The 14,671-nt window shown below is 64.7% G+C and carries 16 protein-coding genes and 1 pseudogene; 10 read left to right on the top strand and 7 right to left on the bottom strand.

The window, feature by feature from the left end:
* Positions 1-4: 4 nt before the first annotated feature.
* Genes GPL20_RS24055 through GPL20_RS24040 form a run of 4 tightly spaced genes read right to left on the bottom strand, consistent with a single transcriptional unit; the run spans position 5 to position 2,096 of the window.
* Entirely contained in the window at positions 5-589 is a 585-nt protein-coding gene (locus tag GPL20_RS24055) for a TIGR00645 family protein (RefSeq protein ID WP_157332227.1), read from the bottom strand.
* Between the two features lie 33 nt (positions 590-622).
* Positions 623-1,261, bottom strand: coding sequence for a TerC family protein (locus tag GPL20_RS24050; protein WP_157332225.1), 639 nt, complete (start codon positions 1,259-1,261; stop codon positions 623-625).
* The gene (locus GPL20_RS24045) at positions 1,258-1,620 is read right to left on the bottom strand and encodes a hypothetical protein (RefSeq protein ID WP_157332223.1); all 363 of its coding nucleotides are present in this window, start codon (positions 1,618-1,620) and stop codon (positions 1,258-1,260) included. The genes GPL20_RS24050 and GPL20_RS24045 overlap by 4 nt, the downstream gene beginning before the upstream one ends.
* A 2-nt stretch (positions 1,621-1,622) precedes the next feature.
* Entirely contained in the window at positions 1,623-2,096 is a 474-nt protein-coding gene (locus GPL20_RS24040) for a TerB family tellurite resistance protein (RefSeq protein ID WP_157332221.1), read from the bottom strand.
* A gap of 498 nt (positions 2,097-2,594) precedes the next feature.
* Here GPL20_RS24040 and pdxR point away from each other — a divergent pair, with 498 nt between their 5' ends.
* From pdxR to GPL20_RS24015, 5 genes and pseudogenes are all read left to right on the top strand, one after another.
* Positions 2,595-4,049, top strand: a complete 1,455-nt coding sequence (gene pdxR, locus GPL20_RS24035; protein WP_430641849.1) for a MocR-like pyridoxine biosynthesis transcription factor PdxR — start codon at positions 2,595-2,597, stop codon at positions 4,047-4,049.
* Between the two features lie 74 nt (positions 4,050-4,123).
* The gene (locus GPL20_RS24030) at positions 4,124-4,753 is read left to right on the top strand and encodes an FMN-binding negative transcriptional regulator (RefSeq protein WP_157332217.1); all 630 of its coding nucleotides are present in this window, start codon (positions 4,124-4,126) and stop codon (positions 4,751-4,753) included.
* A gap of 142 nt (positions 4,754-4,895) precedes the next feature.
* Positions 4,896-5,099 (top strand): annotated as a pseudogene (locus GPL20_RS24025) (phosphate ABC transporter ATP-binding protein); the annotation flags it as partial.
* A gap of 205 nt (positions 5,100-5,304) precedes the next feature.
* Positions 5,305-6,534 carry a carboxylate-amine ligase gene (locus tag GPL20_RS24020; RefSeq protein WP_157332213.1) on the top strand — a complete coding sequence of 410 codons (1,230 nt, stop codon included), beginning with the start codon at positions 5,305-5,307 and terminating at the stop codon, positions 6,532-6,534.
* 26 nt (positions 6,535-6,560) lie between these two features.
* The gene (locus tag GPL20_RS24015; protein WP_246250876.1) at positions 6,561-6,785 is read left to right on the top strand and encodes a hypothetical protein; all 225 of its coding nucleotides are present in this window, start codon (positions 6,561-6,563) and stop codon (positions 6,783-6,785) included.
* A gap of 89 nt (positions 6,786-6,874) precedes the next feature.
* Here GPL20_RS24015 and gor read toward each other — a convergent pair whose 3' ends face one another.
* From gor to rpiA, 3 genes are read right to left on the bottom strand one after another with little or no spacing between them, the layout of a single operon-like run.
* A complete protein-coding gene (gene gor / locus GPL20_RS24010) occupies positions 6,875-8,263 on the bottom strand; it encodes a glutathione-disulfide reductase (RefSeq protein WP_157332211.1) in 1,389 nt (462 codons plus the stop codon).
* A 50-nt stretch (positions 8,264-8,313) separates the two neighbouring features.
* Entirely contained in the window at positions 8,314-8,835 is a 522-nt protein-coding gene (locus tag GPL20_RS24005; RefSeq protein ID WP_157332209.1) for a DUF2059 domain-containing protein, read from the bottom strand.
* Between the two features lie 2 nt (positions 8,836-8,837).
* On the bottom strand, positions 8,838-9,551 hold the full coding sequence (gene rpiA / locus GPL20_RS24000) for a ribose-5-phosphate isomerase RpiA (RefSeq protein ID WP_254125119.1): 714 nt from the start codon (positions 9,549-9,551) through the stop codon (positions 8,838-8,840).
* 154 nt (positions 9,552-9,705) lie between these two features.
* On the opposite strand from rpiA, the gene GPL20_RS23995 reads away from it, so the two are divergent.
* The 5 genes from GPL20_RS23995 to GPL20_RS23975 all read left to right on the top strand — a co-directional run bounded on the left by GPL20_RS23995 (position 9,706) and on the right by GPL20_RS23975 (position 14,599).
* On the top strand, positions 9,706-10,380 hold the full coding sequence (locus tag GPL20_RS23995; RefSeq protein ID WP_157332205.1) for an HAD-IA family hydrolase: 675 nt from the start codon (positions 9,706-9,708) through the stop codon (positions 10,378-10,380).
* Positions 10,381-10,536: 156 nt separating this feature from the next.
* Positions 10,537-11,001: a hypothetical protein gene (locus tag GPL20_RS23990; RefSeq protein ID WP_167533178.1), complete on the top strand. Its 465-nt coding sequence runs from the start codon at positions 10,537-10,539 to the stop codon at positions 10,999-11,001.
* A 109-nt stretch (positions 11,002-11,110) separates the two neighbouring features.
* A complete protein-coding gene (moaA, locus tag GPL20_RS23985; protein WP_157332201.1) occupies positions 11,111-12,163 on the top strand; it encodes a GTP 3',8-cyclase MoaA in 1,053 nt (350 codons plus the stop codon).
* A gap of 171 nt (positions 12,164-12,334) precedes the next feature.
* The gene (locus tag GPL20_RS23980) at positions 12,335-12,916 is read left to right on the top strand and encodes a TRAP transporter small permease subunit (protein ID WP_157332199.1); all 582 of its coding nucleotides are present in this window, start codon (positions 12,335-12,337) and stop codon (positions 12,914-12,916) included.
* 27 nt (positions 12,917-12,943) lie between these two features.
* The gene (locus GPL20_RS23975) at positions 12,944-14,599 is read left to right on the top strand and encodes a TRAP transporter large permease (protein WP_157332196.1); all 1,656 of its coding nucleotides are present in this window, start codon (positions 12,944-12,946) and stop codon (positions 14,597-14,599) included.
* Positions 14,600-14,671 lie beyond the last annotated feature (72 nt).

The following is a 14,671-nucleotide window of genomic DNA, read 5'->3' as shown; positions in this document are numbered from 1 at the left end:
GCACTCAGCCGTGGCCGGCCGCCTTGCGGTGGCCGCTCTCGCTGAGACGGTCGACCCAGGCGATGCCGATCGCCGAGATGATGAAGGTCAGGTGGATCAGCACCTGCCACATCACGCCACTCTCGGTGAAATTGCTGCGCGACGTGCCGAGATTGCCGGCCTCGATGAAGGTCCTGAGCAGCGAGATCGAGGAGATGCCGATGATCGCCATCGCAAGCTTGATCTTCAGCACGCTGGCGTTGACGTGACTGAGCCATTCCGGCTCGTCGGGATGACCGGTCAGGTTCAGCCGGGAGACGAAGGTTTCGTAGCCGCCGACGATCACCATCACCAGCAGGTTCGAGATCATGACGACGTCGATCAACCCGAGCACGACCAGCATGATCTGCTGCTCGCTGGCGTCGAACGAGTGCGCGACCAGATGGTAGAGCTCCTTCAGGAACAAGAGCACATAGACGGCCTGCGCGACGATGAGGCCGACATAGAGCGGCACTTGCAACCAGCGCGAGCCAAAGATGAGCTGGGCAAACGGGCCGATCTGCGGCGCCGGCGCGGCCTGCGCCGAAGGTGCTTTGGATTGAGACGTCATGGATCACTCCGGAATGCGGATATTAAGGCTGCCTCAGAGACTCGCGATGACCGGCGCGAGTTCCAGCGAGCCCCGATAGATCATCTCGAAGGCGACGTAAACGATGATGGCGAGGCCGACATAGGCGATCCAGCGTTGTTTCTGGAGCACGCGGCCAAGCAAATCTGCGGCAACGCCCATCATCGCGACCGACAACAGCAGGCCGAAGGCGAGGATGTAGGGATGCTCGCGCGCGGCGCCCGCGACCGCGAGCACGTTGTCGAGTGACATCGAGACGTCGGCGGCGACGATCTGCACCGCGGCCTGGCCGAATGTCTTTCGCTGCACCGGCGCTGCACCCGCGCCGCCGCCATGGCTGAAGGCGAGCTGGTTCGAATGCGCGGAGTGCTCGCGCAGCTCGCGCCACATCTTCCAGCAGACCCAGAGCAGCAGCACGCCGCCCGCGAGCAGGAGGCCGATCACTTGCAGGAGCTGGGTCGCAACGCCGGCAAAGATGATGCGGAGTGCAGTGGCGGCGATGATGCCGACGATGATGGCGCGCCGGCGCTGCCCGGCCGGCAGCCCCGCCGCGGCAAGGCCGATGACGACGGCGTTGTCGCCGGCGAGCACGAGGTCGATCAGTACGACCTGGAGCAGCGTGGCCAGCGCGTCCGTGGTGATGAGTTCAGTCATGATCGATCATTTTTCGATGCGGACGGATCGAGCCAATGCGGCTTCTTCCGCTCGACCCAATCCAGGACCTTCGAACGCGAGGAGCGCAGCGGTCGCACGTCTTCGGCAAGCAGCGCGAGGCCGAGCGGCAGCATCCAGACGCCGAGCACAGGCAGGAAGGAGAACACGCCGCCGACGACGAGCAGCGCACCCGAGGGGATCCTCACCCAGCGGCTGGACGGCTTGAGCAGATAGGTGACGGAGTCGCCCATGCGCGGCGGCAGGCGATTGACGAGCTTGTCGAGGCGCGGGTCGCCACCGGCCATCTGGCCGGTGGCACCGTCGGTCCCTGTCGCGCGCTCGTCCGCTGCTGTGCTCATGTTCACTCCTCGGCGGCGGTGCGCCGGTCGGCGCGCACAGCGCCCGGCGCGACCTGCTTTGCACGCGGCAGCGTCAGCGTCAGCAGGCGCAACAGCTTGATCGCCTGCACCTCGTGGGGATCCACATCCTCGTCGGCAGCCGCGACGCGCTCCGACAGTTCCACGAGGTGAGCCGAGAGTGACAGGTCCGCCACTGGCCGCAGCGTCTCGATCACCACGTTGGCGAAATCCGGCTCCTCCAGCCGTTCGGCGAGTGCGTCGAACATGGCAAGCAACCTTTCGTCGTCGATATGCGGCGCCAATCCGCGATCGCGGATGAAGCGGATCACCTCGTCGCGCTCGACCGGCGAGACGCGCCGGTCGGCCACGGCGACGAGCGCGCCGGCAATGACCAGCGCCGCCGCAGCCTGCTCGTTCAGGCTGGACGGCTCGGCGATCTCGATCTCGACTGGATTTGAATGCTTGGCGTCAGACATCGTTGCTCCCTTGGTCTTGCGAGATGCCGCACGGAGCTACGATGGGGACGAATGGTCGGAGAAACTTAACAAAAGGCCCGACAATCGGCCGATCCATCGCATTCGCGCGGGACAGGTCATCCGACATCACGAGGTTTACCGACATATGTCGGCGTCCTCGTCAGAGGGGCCCGGATTCTTGTTCCTGCCAGAAATAAAGATGGGCCCGTCGGAATCAAGGCGATACCACTGCGACCAGCCGCCGCATCGGGTTCCATGTCAGCGGATTTGGTTAAGCGGTTGTGCACATGCCCCGGACGCGCTGCCGCGTGCAACGCTGCTCCGCAGGGCCAGAACTCAAGTCCGTCGTTTCGGTTTCCGCTGCATCAGCCCCGTCATTGCGAGCGCAGCGAAGCAATCCAGAATCCCTCCGCGGGAAGACTCTGGATTGCTTCGCTGCGCTCGCAATGACGATCGCCGAGATATACAACCTCCGCACTGACCCTTCCTGAAGGCTGGATGGCCCGGATGAAAACCAATCCCGGCCGCATGGGCGCGCGCCAGATCTACGAGGCGCTACGCGATCAGATTCTGGCGCGGGTGTACGGGATCGACGGACTGCTGCCGTCCTCGCGGGCGCTTGCCGGCGAGATGGGCGTGGCACGGTCGACCGTAACCGTCGCCTACGAGCAGCTTGCCGCTGAAGGTTTTATCGAGACCCGCCATGGCGCGAGACCGCGCGTTGCCCGCGCCGTCGTCGAGCGCGGACGCATGCGCGCCGCACCGCGTCCGTTGGCGCGCAAGCCGCGGCTGTCGCAATTCGGCGAGCGGCTGCATCAGGACCCTCCGCGCTGGATCGAGCCGTCGCGCGGGCTCGTTGCGAACTTCCGCTACGGCGAGCTCTCGCCGTCGGACTTCCCCGTGCTGGCATGGAAGAAGGCCGTCACCGCGGCCATGACGCGCAAGCCCGAGCGGCTCGCCTATGACGATCCCTGCGGCGCACTGCGGCTGCGGACCGCGCTTCAGGGTCATCTCTGGCGATCCCGCGGCGTCCGCTGCGAGGTCGAGCAGATCGTCGTCGTGAACGGCTCACAACAAGGCCTCGACATCTGCGCACGCCTGCTGCTCGATGCTGGTGATCGCTTCGTGATGGAGGATCCCGGCTACCAAATGGCGCGGCACACTTTTGCGGCGACGGGCGCCGAGACCGTGCCGATTCCCGTGGACGCGGATGGGCTGGAGACGGCGCGGCTCGACGGGGTCGAAGCCCGCCTCGCCTATGTCACACCGTCACATCAATATCCGCTCGGCGGCGTCATGCCGATCGGACGCCGACACGACTTGCTTGCCTGGGCGCGGAAGGTCGATGCCTACGTGATCGAGGACGATTACGACAGCGAGTATCGCTACGACACCAAGCCGATCCCGCCGCTGCATGCGCTGGAGGGCAGCGAGAACGTGATCTATCTCGGCACCGTCTCCAAGACGCTCTCCCCAACCTTGCGGATCGGATATCTGGTCGTTCCCGCCGCCCTGCGATCCCTGTTCGCCGCCGCCAAGCAGATCATGGACCGGCACACGCCACTGATCGAACAGGACGCCCTCGCCGCGATGCTCGAAAGCGGCGCCTATGACAGCCATGTCAGGCGCGTGCGCCGGCGCAACGCCGTACGCCAGCAGGCGCTGCTCAACGCGCTTCGCCGCCGGCTCGGAGATCGCGTCCGGGTCGAGGGCACCGCCGCCGGCCTGCATGTGGTGGCATGGTTCGACGGTCTGCCGCCGAGGCGCGAGGACGCCTTGATCAAGGCCGCCCGCGCAAAGGGCGTCGGCATCTACCCCGTCTCCGCGCTGCTCGTCGGCGCTCGCCGGGCGCAAAAGGCGGTCGGCCTCGTCATGGGCTATTCGGCGCTGGAGGTTGCTCAAATCGAACGGGGTTGCAAGCTTCTGGCGCAGACGGTCGCCGAACTGGACTGACAAAATCATCAAAAACTGGACGTTTATGACAGGCCAGATTCTAGCTATTTCCGGGTCGAGAACGGAGATACGCCATGTACATTCCCCCCGCCTTCAAGGACGACGACATCGAGAGCATACGCGCGACCATCCATGGTGCCCGCCTCGCAAACCTAGTCACGGCCACCGTCGAGGGCCCGGTCGCCACGCCCCTGCCGCTATTCCTCGACGAGAGCGAAGGCGAGCATGGGGTCCTGTACGGGCATCTGGCGAGGGCCAATTCGCAATGGAAGCTGCCACCGATCGGAAATGCGCTCGCGATCTTCAGCGGTCCCGACGTCTATGTGACGCCGTCCTGGTACGCGACCAAGCAGGAGACCGGCAAGGTCGTGCCAACCTGGAATTACGTCGCCGTGCATGCCTACGGCCCGGTGGAGTTCTTCCAGGAGCCGGAGCGCCTGCTCGACGCCGTGACACGGCTAACGAACAGGCACGAGGGCGCGCGCACAAAACCGTGGGCCGTCACTGACGCCCCCGCCGACTTCATCGCCGCGCAACTGCGCGGGATCGTGGGCGTGCGCATTCCCGTCGTCCGGTTCGAGGGCAAGCGCAAGATGAGCCAGAACCGGCCCGAGGCCGACCGTGTCGGCGTTGCAGCCGGGCTCGCGGCAAGCGACAATGTGCATGATCGAGAGGTCGCGCCCATGATCCCGGTTCCGATCTGAAGCATGGCTATCGGCTTGCCCTAGGCAACACCTGCATGCACCATGGCAGCGGAGCATGCCGTCCGTGACAATTTTATGATGCAGCACGTCGCCTTCCGCCACCGCGGATGCGCTGAAATCGCCGCGCCGATTGATCGGCATCAAGATCGAGCAGACGATCGACGAACTCAAGAACGACTATGCGATCGTCATCGTGACCCACAACCTCCAGCAGGCCGCACGGGTATCGGATTTCGCCGACTTCATGTACCTCGGCGAGTTGGTCGAGTTCGGGACGGTGAAGGACATCTGCGTCAACCCGAAGGAGCGGCAGACCGAACGATTCATCACCGGTCGTTTTGGCTGAGGGCTCACGCGCTCCAAGCGGAACATTGGGACGAAACGCTTGTTGTGTCCCCGAGACCCATCCGACATCGCGCGCTGATCGCACGTACGCCCGAAAGCGGGAAGATTGTTCCGTTCGCTGTTGCAATTTCCGGTAAGTGCAACGCGGAACCCGTTCCCGCCAGAAGGATTATCGCCCGCAGCTACCACCTCGGCCGGGTGGCACGATGACATTGTCTACAGACGTCTTGAAACTGCTGCGGCTGGATCCCTCCGACGACAGGCAGCACCTCGTCATCCGCTCGGCGGGGGGAGGCGGCAAGGCGGCGGAATATTCCTTCGGCATCGAGGAGGAATACTTCCTCGCCGATCGCCGCAGCCTGGAGGTCGCGATCCAGACGCCCGACGAACTGTTCGAATCGGCAAGCTGGTCGACCGGCGGCCAGGCCATGCGCGAGATGCTGCAATCCCAGCTCGAGGTCGCCACCAACGTTCACGTCGACGTCAACGACGCGCGCGAAGAGCTCCGTTTCCTTCGCCGCGAAGTCGCGAACGTCGCGGCGCAATACGGCTTTGTCATCATGGCCTGCGGCACCCATCCGACGGCGGTCTGGCGTCTGTCGCAGCCGAGCCCGAAGCCGCGTTACGAGGAGATGATCGAGGATCTGCGCAGCATCGGCTACCGCAACATGATGTGCGGGATGCATGTGCACGTCCAGCTGCCCGATCCCGAGAAGCGTATGGCGGTGATGCGAGCGATGCTGCCGCACCTGCCGCTGTTCGTCGCGCTGTCGGCCTCCTCGCCGTTCTGGAATTCGCACAAGACCGGCCTGAAAGGCTACCGGCTGGCGGCCTATTCCGAGCTGCCGCGCACCGGCCTGCCCGAACTGTTCGAGACCAGGCAAGACTACGACGACTATGTCGGCGCCTTGCAGCGCTCCGGCGTGCTTCCCGATGAAAGCCACATCTGGTGGGCGATGCGCCCCTCGATGAGGCTCCCGACGCTCGAACTTCGCGCACCTGACACCTGCACCTTCGTTGACGACGCTGTCGCCATCGCCTCGCTCTATCGCTGCCTGACGCGCCATCTCTATCTGCGCCCTCACCTTTCGAAGCTGGTCACCGCCGTCGAACGTGCGGTTGCGGTCGAGAACAAATGGCGCGCCCAGCGCTACGGCACCGACTGCATCTTCGCCTCGAAGGACGGGCCGGTCACGATCTCCGAGCTGCTTTCGCGCGTGCTCGACGACATCGCCGAGGACACAGATGCGCTGAACTGCGCCGCCGAGGTCACGCACTGCCGGACCATCGTGGAGCGTGGCAGCTCCGCAGAATTCCAGCTTCGCGCCTATCGCGAAAACGGGGACGACATCGCAGCCGTGTCACGATGGATCGCTACATCTACGCTATCCGGAACGAGCGCCCCAGTCGGGCGCAGCGCGCAAGCGCCGTCATAGCGTCCGCGCAAGCTTGGGGAACGACAATGTCGTTCCTGATTTCGGTGATCGTGGAGAAACGCATGAATCGCGTCACATCTTGCGCCGGCTGCGGCCACGGGCTCGTCCCGATGCTGTCGGCCAGAGGTCGCGCGGAGCTCACCTGCCTCTGGTGCGAAGGCATCGACGCGCGAGCGGTGGAAATGGCGAAGTGGGCGGACAGCCCGTCCGGCAAGCCCGAGCGGCGGACCGCCCTTCAACCGTTCGAGTGAGCGGTCTCAGTTGATCCGGGCAGCCTGCGCGGCTGCAAGTTCAATGCACGGGCATCAGGATTCGGCAGGGCTGGACGCTGAGCGGCGCCCTACTCCGCCGCCTGGCGCACGTGGCGCGCGGTCGGCGTGCGCATGGTGACGAGCTCTTCGGCCGCGGTCGGATGCAGCGCGATGGTCGCATCGAAATCGGCCTTGGTCGCCTTCATCTTCACCGCGATCGCGACCGCCTGGGTGATCTCGGCGGCACAATCGCCGACGATATGGCAGCCGAGCACGCGATCGGTCGCGCCGTCGACGACGAGCTTCATCAGCACGCGGGTGTCGCGCCCCGACATCGTCGCCTTGATCGGACGGAAACTCGTCTTGTAGATGTCGACGTGGCTGAATTGCGCGCGCGCCTCGGTCTCGGTCAGGCCGACGGTGCCGACCTCCGGCTGCGAGAACACGGCGGTCGGGATGTTGGCGTGATCGACCCTGACCTCGCGCTTGCCGAACACGGTGTCGGCGAAGGCGTGGCCCTCGCGGATCGCCACCGGCGTCAGGTTGAAGCGGTGGGTGACGTCGCCGATCGCGTAGATGCTGTCGACCGAGCTCTTCGAGAAATGGTCGACCGCGATGCCGCCGTTGCCCGGATTGATGGCGACGCCGGCGTTCTCGAGGCCAAGATTGGCGACGTTGGGGTGGCGGCCGATCGCGAACATCACCTGGTCGGAGGCGAGGCTCGATCCGTTCGACAGATGCGTGGTGAACTCCTCGCCGTGGCGATCGACCTTGGTCACCGTGCATCCCGTGAGGATAGTGATGCCCTGCTTCTCCATCTCGCTGCGAACATGGGCGCGAACGTCCTCGTCGAAGCCGCGCAGGATGTTGTCGCCGCGATAGATCACGGTGACGTCGGAGCCGTAGCCGGCGAAGATGCCGGCGAATTCGAGCGCGATGTAGCCGCCGCCCTGGATCACGATCCGCTTCGGCAGCTTTTTCAGGTGGAACGCCTCGTTGGAGGAGATCACGTGCTCGATGCCGGGAATCGCGGCGCCATGGTTGGGCGCACCGCCGGTGGCGATCAGGATGTATTTCGCGCTGATCTTCTTGTCGTTCTCGAGCAGGCGGACGGTGTGCTTGTCCTCGATCACCGCACGGCTCTTGACGACCTGCGCGCCGGATTTCTCGACATTGGCCGTGTAGGCCGCCTCCAGCCGCGCGATCTCCTTGTCCTTGTTGGCGATGAGCGTCGCCCAGGCGAAGCTCGCCTGCGGAATGGTCCAGCCGAAGCCGGCGGCGTCCTCGATCTCGTGGCGGACATGCGAGCCGATCACGAACAGCTTCTTCGGCACGCAGCCGCGGATCACGCAGGTGCCGCCCATGCGGTACTCTTCCGCGATCGTCACGCGAGCGCCGTAGCCGGCCGCGATGCGGGCGGCACGCACGCCGCCCGAACCGCCACCGATGACAAAGAGGTCGACGTCGAATTCAGCCATTGTCCACTCCGACCTCTCTCTTTCAGGAACTTCCTGTCAGATAGGTACTGTCAGATTTCCTTGCCACGCTTCTTCATCTCGGCGCGAAACGCGCTCGCAATGGTTTCGGAGAAACTCTGCGCCCACGAATTCATGACCCTCATGCTCTGGTCGATCGCGCGAGGCTCGGCGGCGATCAGCTTCTGGCCCAGCGGCGACTTGTAAAATGTTACGAGATCCTTGAGCTCCTGCTCGGTGAACTGGGCGGCATAGGCCTGCGCCATGCCTTCGCCGATCTCCTTCTCGCGGCCGGCCAGTTGTTGCGCCACGACCGGCGCCAGCTCGTTGAGGTCCTTCTGGTAGTTGAGGTTCTGTCCGATCAGCGTAGCCTTGACCTTCTCGACCATGCCGGGCACCGCGTTGGCGTACATCGAGGTGGCGTTCTTCAAGGTCAGGATTTCCTTGGCCGACGCCACCGCCGCAGCCGAAGCCTTGGAGGCCGGCGCCGCCTGCTGCGCAACGGCCGGGGCGGCCGAAAGCGCCAGTCCCACAGCGAGGGTCGCGGCCGGCAAGAACTTCAAAACACTCTTCATTCCTAGTCTCCTTTCGGCTCACGCCGTTCAATCACGCGGATTCCCTCGCCACCCGCCAGAACTGCCGAGCTGGCCAAGCCGATGAACAACCCATGCTCGACCACGCCGGGAATCGTGCTCAGTGCCTTGGCGAGACCGGGTGGATCCACAATACGTCCGAGCTGGGCGTCGACGATCCAGTGGCCGCCGTCAGTGACGAAAACGTGGCCATCCTTGGTCTTGCGGACCGCCATTTGCCCGGAAACGCCGCATTCGGCAAACGCCTTCTCGATCGCCCGGCGCGTCGCCCCGAGCCCGAACGGGATCACCTCGACCGGCAGCGGAAAGCGGCCGAGCGTCGGCACCCATTTGGTGTCGTCGGCAATCACGATCATTCGGTCCGAGGCCGCGGCCACGATCTTCTCGCGCAGCAGCGCACCGCCGCCGCCCTTGATCAGGTTGAGCGCGGGGTCGATCTCATCGGCGCCGTCGACGGTGATGTCGAGATGGTCGATCTCGTCCAGCGTGGTCAGCGGCACACCGCAGCGCATCGCGTCGTCACGCGTTGCTTCCGAGGTCGGCACGCCGATGATCTTGAGCCCGGCGCGCACGCGCTCGCCGAGCAGCTCGACGAAATGCTTGGCGGTCGATCCCGTGCCAAGTCCGAGCTGCATGCCGTCGCGCACTTCCTCGAGCGCGCGCGCCGCAGCCTGCCGCTTCAACTGGTCCATGTTCACGTTTGCGCCCGCCTCTGCATCGAGAATGTGCCGCCGGCATCGGCCGGCTGCGGCGGCCTATGTAGCCTCGTTTTTCTCGCGGGAACAGGCCTATAAGCCGATCTTATGGCATCGCCCCTTGCGCTGATACGGCCGGGTCGGTAGCGCTGGGATCATGAATTCCCCTCACACCATCGTCTTCGATCTCGACGGCACGCTTGTGGATACGGCGCCCGACCTGATCACCGCGCTGAATTACGTGCTCGACCGCGAAGGCCTGCCGCCGGTGCCGATGGCCTCGGCCCGCAACATGATCGGCGCCGGCGCCCGCAAGCTGATCGAGCGCGGGCTGGAGGCCGAGGGCCGCACCGTCAGCCTCGCCGACATGGACCGGATGACGGCGGATTTCATCGTCTATTACGCCGATCACATTGCCGTCGAATCCCGGCCCTTCGAGGGGCTCGAGGCCGCACTCGACCATTTTGCCGCCCAGGGCCACCGCCTCGCGGTCTGCACGAACAAGCTGGAATGGCTCTCCAAGCGGCTTCTGGACCAGCTCGACCTCAGCCGCCGCTTCGCGGCGATCTGCGGCGCGGACACTTTTGGCGTCCAGAAGCCCGACCCGACCATCTTTCGCGAGACCGTGGCGCGCGCGGGTGGAGAGGTAAAGGCCAGCATCATGGTCGGCGATGCCGGAACCGATGTCGGCGTGGCCAGGCGGGCCGGAGTTCCCGTGATCGGGGTCAGCTTCGGCTATACGGACGTACCGATCGCCGAGCTCAAGCCGGACCGGCTGATCCATCACATGCGCGACCTGCCGGCCGCGGCCCACAGCCTGATGACGGCCTAAGCGACAATCAAGACGCTGATATTACTTCGCTATTTTTCGGCGCCCTGCGTTAACCATCTATTGACTATGCACCGGCCGTCGGTTGCCTGCCCCAAACGACCCTCCTAAGGTCCGTCGCGGGGAATGTGGCGGTTCGTCGCAGTAGAGTGGATGGTCATGCGTCGTGTCATCGCGATTGCGCTAGCGGGAGCGAGCCTTGGTGGCTGCTCCTCGATGTCTTGGGACATGTTCAAGTCGGACCCGCCGACCGTCCAGGTCCGGCTCGAATCCAACCCTCCGGGTGCCGACGCCACGACCTCGCTCGGGCCGGGCTGCAAGACCCCCTGCTCCGTTTCCGTTCCGGCTCCCGAGGCCCCCTTCACGGTGGCTTTCGCCCTGGCCAAGTTCCAACCGGCCAGCGTGCCTGTGAACGTGATCAAGAATCCCGGCGATTTCACCACGCCCGCCTCGGTGACGACCGATCCGAATCCGGTCTTCGCGGAGCTCCAGCCGGCCACGCCGCCGAAACCGGTCCGCAAGCCGCACCGGCCGAACAAGCCGAAACCGGCCGCGCATGCCGCTGCGCCGGCCGAGGCCGCACCGGCCTCGCCGTTCCCCGATCCGGGCGCGGGAAAGCGCTGATCTACGTACACCACCCGATTGTCCTTGCGCGATCCGATGCTTAGATTGCTTTCGGAGCACCGTTGAAGCAAAGGTGCGCCCGTCGCCGTAAGTGACAAGGCAGTTACGCATGAACGGATCTTCCGCGAGCCCCCTCGCAACAGCGAGCCCTCTCGCCGCGCTGTCGAGCCCGATGACCGATCCATTCGGGCGGACCATCAGCTATTTGCGCGTGTCCGTCACCGATCGCTGCGACCTGCGCTGCTTCTACTGCATGTCGGAAGACATGACGTTCCTGCCCAAGGCCGACCTGCTCACACTGGAGGAACTCGACCGGCTCTGCTCGGCCTTCATCGCCAAGGGCGTGAAGAAGCTGCGGCTCACCGGCGGCGAGCCGCTGGTCCGCCGCAACGTCATGACGCTGGTGCGCTCCCTGTCACGGCACCTGTCGAGCGGCGCCCTCAGCGAGCTGACGCTGACCACCAACGGCACCCAGCTTGCGAAACACGCAAGCGAGCTTGCCGATTGCGGCGTGCGCCGTATCAACGTCTCGCTCGACACGCTCGATCCCAAGAAGTTTCGCGAGATCACGCGCTGGGGCGAGATCGACAAGGTGCTGGAAGGCATCGAGGCGGCGCGTGCCGCGGGGCTCGCCGTGAAGATCAATGCGGTGGCCCTGAAGAATCTCAACGAGGACGAGCTTCCCGATCTGATGCGCTGGGCCCATGGCAAGGGCATGGGGCTGACGCTGATCGAGGTGATGCCGATGGGCGAGATCGGCTCGGGCCGGATCGACCAGTATTTGCCGCTGTCGCTGGTGCGCGCGCGCCTCGCCCAGCAATTCACGCTGACGGATCTGGCCGAGAGCACCGGCGGCCCGGCGCGCTATGTCAGCGTCGCCGAGACCGGCGGCAAGCTCGGCTTCATCACGCCGATGACCCACAATTTCTGCGAGTCCTGCAACCGGGTGCGCATCACCTGCACCGGCACGCTGCACACCTGCCTCGGGCACGAGGATGCCTCCGATCTACGCAAACCTCTGCGTGCATCGAACGAGGATACGCTTCTTGCGGATGCGATCGACCGCGCCATTGGGCTGAAACCCAAGGGCCATGATTTCATCATCGACCGCCGCCACGACCGCCCCAGCGTCTCCCGGCATATGAGCGTCACCGGCGGGTAGTCCCTCACCGGCGCGGGCGTTATTCCCCTGAACTATCAACAAACTTCCAATTGACTGGCGGCACGGCCGCTGGTTTGGTGCCTGCTGCCTCAAGCCGTTGCGGCGAAACAAGCCGCGCGCCGCGTCGGCGCAGTCAAGACGGCTGGGGTGAAATCGGGGGAGGACCTATCGTTGCAAGCGCTCCTGAAGCTGAGCAGTGGAATTGACGCGTTCACACGCTGGACAGGCAAGCGCCTGGCGTGGCTGATCCTGCTCGCCGTCATCATCTCGGCGGTCAACGCGATCGTCCGCAAGACCTTCGACACCTCCTCCAATTCGTGGCTCGAGCTGCAATGGGTGCTTTTCAGCATCGTCTTCCTGCTCTGCTCGCCCTGGACGCTGCTCGATAACGAGCACATCCGCATCGACATCGTGAACAACGCGCTGCCGAAGACGGCCCGCAACGTGATCGACGTGGTCGGTCACCTGTTCTTCCTCATTCCGCTGTGCATCGTCATGATCATCACCGGAGTGCCGTTCTTCCTGCGCTCGTTCCAGATCAACGAGCAGTCCGGCAATGCCGGCGGTCTGCCGCAATGGCCCGCCAAGTCCCTGATCATGATCGGGTTCGCTTTCCTGCTCGTTCAAGGCATCTCCGAGCTGATCAAGCGAATTGCGGTGATGCGCGGATTGATGCCGGACCCGCATGAATCCCAGGTGTCGGCGCTCGAGGCGGAAGTCGAGCATCTCGTCGAAGCGATCGAGAAGAAGTAGCGGTTGGCGACGGTTTAGGGGGGAATCATGACCGCATTCATCATCGCCAATATGGCGCCCATCATGTTCGCGTCGCTGGTCGTCATGCTGCTGCTCGGCTATCCCGCGGCATTCTCGCTCGGCGCCGTCGGCCTGTTCTTCGCCGTGGTCGGCATCCAGCTCGGCGAATTCCGCCCGGACTTCCTTCAGGCCCTTCCGGAGCGGGTCTATGGCGTGATGAACAACGACACGCTGCTCGCCATTCCGTTCTTCACCTTCATGGGATTGGTCCTCGAGCGTTCCGGCATGGCCGAGGATCTGCTCGATACCATCGGGCAACTGTTCGGCACCATCCGTGGCGGCCTTGCCTATGCGGTGATCTTCGTCGGCGCGCTGCTCGCCGCGACGACGGGCGTGGTCGCCGCGTCCGTGATCTCGATGGGTCTGATCTCGCTGCCGATCATGCTGCGCTACGGCTATGACCGCCGGGTGGCAGCGGGCGTCATCGCCGCATCCGGCACGCTGGCCCAGATCATTCCGCCGTCGCTCGTCCTGATCGTGATGGCCGACCAGCTCGGCAAGTCCGTCGGCGACATGTACGAGGGCGCCTTCATCCCGGGCCTCGTGCTCGCCGGCCTCTACGCCGGCTACGCTTTCCTCGTCAGCATGATCTTCCCGAAGGCCACGCCGGGCCTGCCGAAGGAGGCCATCGGCTTCCGCGAGGAGGGTGGCAGCCGCGGCCTCGGCTCGCTCGGTATTCTGTTCCTCGCGAGCGGCGTGTTCGGATGGTTCATGATGCGCAATTCGAGCGTGCATGGCGCCGATTACGTCGTGCTCAGCATGTTCTACGGCATCATCTTCGCGTTCGCCGTCGCCGTCTTGAACTGGGTCGTCGACAAGCTGACCGGCTTCCGCTTCCTCTCCAAGATGGCGCAGCAGACCACCTTCGTCATGGTGCCGCCGCTGTTCCTGATCTTCCTGGTGCTGGGCACGATCTTCATCGGTATCGCGACCCCGACCGAAGGCGGCGCGATGGGTGCCGCCGGCGCCCTCATCCTCGGTGCCGCGAAGCGGCGGCTGAGCTGGGACCTGATCCGGCAAGCCGCCGAATCGACCGCCAAGCTGTCGGCATTCGTCGTGTTCATCCTGGTCGGCGCCCGCGTGTTCTCGCTCACCTTCTACGGCGTCAACGGCCACGTCTGGGTCGAGCACCTCTTGACCTCCCTGCCCGGCGGCCAGATCGGCTTCCTGATCTTCGTCAACGCGTTCGTTTTCGTGCTGGCCTTCTTCCTCGACTTCTTCGAGCTGGCCTTCATCGTGATCCCGCTGCTCGGACCTGCCGCCGAGCACCTCGGCATCGACCTGATCTGGTTCGGCGTCATTCTCGGCGTCAACATGCAGACCTCGTTCATGCATCCGCCGTTCGGCTTCGCGCTGTTCTATCTCCGATCGGTCGCGCCGAAGGAACGATACACCGATCGCGTCACCGGCAAGAGGATGGACCCCGTCACCACGGGCCAGATCTATTGGGGTGCGGTACCCTTCGTCGTCATCCAGATCATCATGGTGGGCCTGGTCATCGCATTCCCCGCGATGGTGATGCACTACAAGGGCGTCCAGACCAACATCGATCCCAGCACGATCAAGATCGAGGTGCCGCAGATCGAGCTGCCGCCGCTGGATCTCGGACCGCCGCAGAAGTAGCGGACGCGGCACCTTTTCTTCCTTCTCCCCTTGCGCGAGAAGGTGGCATAGGCGGCCTACGGCCGCCGTTCT

It is taken from the genome of Bradyrhizobium cajani, assembly GCF_009759665.1.
GTDB lineage: Bacteria > Pseudomonadota > Alphaproteobacteria > Rhizobiales > Xanthobacteraceae > Bradyrhizobium > Bradyrhizobium cajani.
The sequence above is the reverse complement of the archived record's forward strand: the minus strand, read 5'-3'. Positions and strand labels throughout refer to the sequence as shown.

Coding starts and splice junctions, on each gene's coding strand:
- GPL20_RS24005 (WP_157332209.1), bottom strand. CDS start 8,835: ATGAAGAGTGTTTTGAAGTTCTTGCCGGCCGCGACCCTCGCTGTGGGA.
- GPL20_RS24020 (WP_157332213.1), top strand. CDS start 5,305: ATGACATTGTCTACAGACGTCTTGAAACTGCTGCGGCTGGATCCCTCC.
- GPL20_RS24015 (WP_246250876.1), top strand. CDS start 6,561: ATGTCGTTCCTGATTTCGGTGATCGTGGAGAAACGCATGAATCGCGTC.
- gor (WP_157332211.1), bottom strand. CDS start 8,263: ATGGCTGAATTCGACGTCGACCTCTTTGTCATCGGTGGCGGTTCGGGC.
- GPL20_RS24055 (WP_157332227.1), bottom strand. CDS start 589: ATGACGTCTCAATCCAAAGCACCTTCGGCGCAGGCCGCGCCGGCGCCG.
- GPL20_RS23990 (WP_167533178.1), top strand. CDS start 10,537: ATGCGTCGTGTCATCGCGATTGCGCTAGCGGGAGCGAGCCTTGGTGGC.
- GPL20_RS24050 (WP_157332225.1), bottom strand. CDS start 1,261: ATGACTGAACTCATCACCACGGACGCGCTGGCCACGCTGCTCCAGGTC.
- GPL20_RS24040 (WP_157332221.1), bottom strand. CDS start 2,096: ATGTCTGACGCCAAGCATTCAAATCCAGTCGAGATCGAGATCGCCGAG.
- GPL20_RS23975 (WP_157332196.1), top strand. CDS start 12,944: ATGACCGCATTCATCATCGCCAATATGGCGCCCATCATGTTCGCGTCG.
- pdxR (WP_430641849.1), top strand. CDS start 2,595: ATGGCCCGGATGAAAACCAATCCCGGCCGCATGGGCGCGCGCCAGATC.
- GPL20_RS24030 (WP_157332217.1), top strand. CDS start 4,124: ATGTACATTCCCCCCGCCTTCAAGGACGACGACATCGAGAGCATACGC.
- moaA (WP_157332201.1), top strand. CDS start 11,111: ATGAACGGATCTTCCGCGAGCCCCCTCGCAACAGCGAGCCCTCTCGCC.
- GPL20_RS24045 (WP_157332223.1), bottom strand. CDS start 1,620: ATGAGCACAGCAGCGGACGAGCGCGCGACAGGGACCGACGGTGCCACC.
- GPL20_RS23995 (WP_157332205.1), top strand. CDS start 9,706: ATGAATTCCCCTCACACCATCGTCTTCGATCTCGACGGCACGCTTGTG.